Below are 4,223 nucleotides of genomic sequence, written 5' to 3'. Positions count from 1 at the left end.
GTATCGTTACCAGCGCCACCATTGAGGGTGTTATCGCCTGTTGTAAATTCAACATTCAAAGTATCCTCACCAATACCACCAACAAGGAAGTTTTTGCCCGTATTACCAATCAGAGTGTCATTCCCGGCACCACCAATGAGAGTATCATTCCCCATACCACCTCTCAAAAGGTCATTGCCACTTTTGCCATCGATTTTGTCATCACCCCCCTGACTATTTATGACATCATCTGAGTTGTCAAAGCCGCTAACATTATTGTCGAGGTCGTTAAGGAAAGTGACTGTGTTCTTATTGAAGATAGTGCTTTGGGTAGAGTTGGCATTGAAGACATCAAAGCTGTCACTAACACTAGTTTGCCCATAAAACAGGATATTGCCCAAGTTTACAGTGGCTCCTGTAGATTTGCTCAGGTTATCCAGGTTTTCCAGAGCAAAGTTTTGCAAGATGACTTTGGTATCATTAAAGTTCCCTTCAAAGGTGATTTCTAGATTGTTGCCGTTCTGGGTGAGCAACAGATTTTCGGCAGTGAAGCCTAGACCATCAAATTTGATTGTATCCACTTCGGCAGAAACTGCTGCTGTTGGGTTTATTCCTTTACCGACGCCACCAAAATCAGTGATGGTATAAGTGCCGCCATAGTAGCTGTAAACAAATTGATCCTTGCCACCACCACCAGTCAGGGTGTCGTCGCCCCCGTTCCCTGTGATGGTATCATTGCCTGCAAGACCCTTAATCATGTCCGTGCTGTCGCTACCCACTAGAGTGTCATTACCGTTGGTTCCAATGATATCTGCCATAACTTTTACCTGACTAAATCGATTTTTTCAGTAACTTCAGTTGTAAACCTTGAGTTTAGTGCTGTTTTCGGGCGCAAAAATTAGCCTCAATTTGACGTTTTCGGCATACTTTACACGCCACCCTTGAGGTACAGTAATATTTCTTGAAGATTCACCCTATGAAGAGGCTTGTACATAATGAGCTATTGTCCGTGGGTGTCTAGCTTGAACATAGAGAACATATTAATAGCCTCAAAATAATTACATACTTGATATCTTACTTAGATGTCTATACTTAAATAAGCGTCTTTGCATACTCTTCATAGTATTTGCCGAGAAATGTATATACAGATACTGAACTTTGTCTATTCTTTATATTGTTTTAGTTTCTAGGCAATAATTTCCAGAAAACAGTAGGCAAATGTTTGGAGGAGTAGTATAAAATACACATTTTACTTTTTGATGGCACTGATGCCTACGCCTGGCTATGTTTTATATCTAAGCAAGAATCGTTATATATTACCAAAATTACGAATGCATACATAAATCAACTGAGGCAAGAAAACTTGCGAATTATCCGCACACATCCCGAAAATTCAAGAACCAAACCCAACATCTACTCTCCGTTAGCACTAAATTCCATTGAGCAATCGAGCGCGAGATGCTTATTTTCAGCACCTCGCAATCCCTGCCTAAAGTAATGAAACCCTAATCACGATTAAACAACTACAAAATCTTTGTTAGTTAGTGTCACACCAGCAGATAATTGTGCAAATTTTACCTGAGTAAACCCACCCGCACTGCCATCTTGGTCAAAGAACAGTCCACCTGTAACATTGTCATAAACAAACCGTTGAGCACTAGTGGTTGCAGATGCTCCGAGGGTAAACTGAGTAGCTGAGAGTGAACCTGGTGATAACCCGCCACCAAAACCAACAGCCGATACCTGAATCAATTCATTAGTGGCGTTAAAGTCATAAAGTCTATCAATGCCTTCATTGAAACTATTGAAAACAAAAGTATCATTCCCACTGCCACCATAGAGAGTGTCATTACCAAAACCACCTGCAAGGATATCATTCCCACTGCCACCATAGATTGTGTCATTACCAAAACCACCATAGATTGTGTTCCTACCAGAGGCGTTAGAGGCAGAAATATAATCATTGCCAGCGCCACCATCCAGTAGGTTATTGCCTTTTGAATTGCTAGCATTCAAGTTATCGTCCCCAGTGCCACCGTTAAGAGTGTTATTCCCAGACGAGCGAGAGTCGTATGTGATGGAGACGTCGCGGGGTGAAAACGGATCGCTGGGAGTGTAGCTGTAGTAGCCAGAGATGGAGAGATAATCATTGCCATCACCCCCAGAGAGCAGGTTATTGCCTGTTGAACCGCCAGCGCTCAAGGTATCTTTACCTACACCACCGTTGAGGGTATTATTACTAGACGAACGAGAGTCGTAGTCCTGGTAGTCATTTCCTTTGTAGTAGCCAGAGACGCTAAGAGAATCATTGCCATCATCCCCAGACAGCAGGTTATTACCTGTTGAACCCTCAGCACTCAAGTTATCGTCACCAGCGCCACCGTTGAGGATGTTCTTGCCAGAGGAGCGAGAGTCGTATACGTCGTCTGGGTAGCTGAAGCTGGTGTAGCCAGAGACAGAAAGAAAATCATTGCCATCGCCCCCAGAAAGCAGGTTATCGCCAACGAGTGAGTCATTCCCCGTACCACCAATGAGGGTGTCATTTCCCGCACCACCAATGAGAGTATCATTTCCCGCACCACCCCGCAGCAAATCGTTGCCACTCTTGCCATCAATGCGGTCATTCCCCCCTTGACCATTAACGACATCATTTGAGTCGTCTAAACCCGTAATGTTGTTAGATAGGTCATTGAGGAAGGTCACGGTGTTTTTGATGCCCAGGTTAGTTTGAGTGGAGTTGACATCCAGGATATTAAAGCTGCTGGTAATGGTAGTTTGCCCATCAAACAAGATATTACCAAGAGCTGGTCTTGTTCCAGAAGCTTTCAGATTGCCCAAGTTTTCTAGTTTGAAGTTTTCTAGGATAACTATGGCATCTGCCTTCCCTTCAAAGGTAATTTCCAGATCGCTGCCATTTTGGGTAAGCAACAGATTTGGAGCAGTTAAGCCTGCACCCTGGAATTTGATGGTGTCCACTTCAGCAATGACTGCTGCTGTCGGGTTAGTTCCTTTACCTACCCCACCGAAATCAGTGATGGTATCAGTGCCGTCGCCCAAGTTGTAAATAAAAATATCTTTGCCACCGCCACCACTCAGGGTATCATCCCCCTGAGCACCAATGAGAGTATCATTGCCAGTTCCACCTTGTAGCAAGTCGTAGCCGTCGGTTCCAACGATATTTGCCATAATTTTTACCTGACTAAATCAATTTTTCCAGTAACTTTAAGTTCTCAACCTGCTGTTAGTGCTGTTTTCGGGCACAAAAAAGTCACCGAAAATTTAAGTTTTCGGTATACTTTCATATCACCCTTGAGGGACAGCAATTGGTATTTGAAGATTCAGCATATAAAAAGGCTTGTAAGTAATACTTGCCAACTGATTTAGGACTATCTAAGCCTTAGGCACTGTACAAAGTCATGAGTGTGTGCATTTAGTCAAACACATAATTTCAGGCTTTTTGATCATCCTTGATCGGTAGTGAAAGCTGAAAAAAACTCGAAAAATCAAGCTGAAATGCCTAAAACTCACACTCAAGAGGTTGGTTTTTTGTCAATGCGTAAGTCCTACTAGCGTTAAATAGAGAATAGTTTACTTTTGATAGTCAAAGATATTTTTATGCGCTCCTTGCGGTCTATTGTCCGTGGATAGCTAGCTTGGAAATAGGAAAAATCTAAATAACTTTACAACAACTACATACTAACGTATTTACTTAAATGTCTCTGTTGAAAAAAACAAGTTTACATATTCTTCATATTATTACCAGAGCAACCATATCATGTCAATAAGAATAGTTTGTTCTCAATAGAATCTAAAGTTTGCTTATTAAGTCTTGTTTATTGACAAAAATTTAGGCGATCGCACCCCATAAGTTAGTCACAGAGATACTTATGCAGTTTTCAGAGATGTCTCTTACCAGAATTACAGATGCAGACATAAATCAACTAATGCCAGAACACTTGCGAATCAACCGCATACATACTGATAGTTGAAGAACCAAATTCAACATCAGCGTTGCAGAACAGTGGGATGAATTGAGGCAAGCAGGGGAAGCAGAGGGAGAATTTTGGAAGTTGCTAAATCATGCCGCAACTATGCAACGCCCCCAACATCTACTCTCTGTTAGTACTAAATTGCATTGATTAATCGAGTGCGAGATGCAATTTTTCAGCACCCCGCAATCCCTGCCTAAAGTAATGGAGCGCTAATCACAATTAAACAACCACAAAATTGTTTTCGGTTAGTGA

At 42.1% G+C, this 4,223-nt stretch carries 2 protein-coding genes; both read right to left on the bottom strand.

Features of this window, described 5'->3' with window-relative positions:
- A partial coding sequence (locus ACFFAP_RS36680; RefSeq protein WP_375515810.1) for a calcium-binding protein occupies positions 1 to 797 on the bottom strand: 797 nt, incomplete at its 3' end.
- 697 nt (positions 798 to 1,494) lie between these two features.
- Positions 1,495 to 3,165, bottom strand: a complete 1,671-nt coding sequence (locus ACFFAP_RS36675; RefSeq protein WP_375515809.1) for a calcium-binding protein — start codon at positions 3,163 to 3,165, stop codon at positions 1,495 to 1,497.
- Between the last annotated feature and the right edge of the window lie 1,058 nt (positions 3,166 to 4,223).

This window comes from uncultured Nostoc sp. (assembly GCF_964245575.1).
Lineage (GTDB): Bacteria > Cyanobacteriota > Cyanobacteriia > Cyanobacteriales > Nostocaceae > Nostoc.
This window is presented reverse-complemented; position numbering and strand designations above follow the sequence as displayed.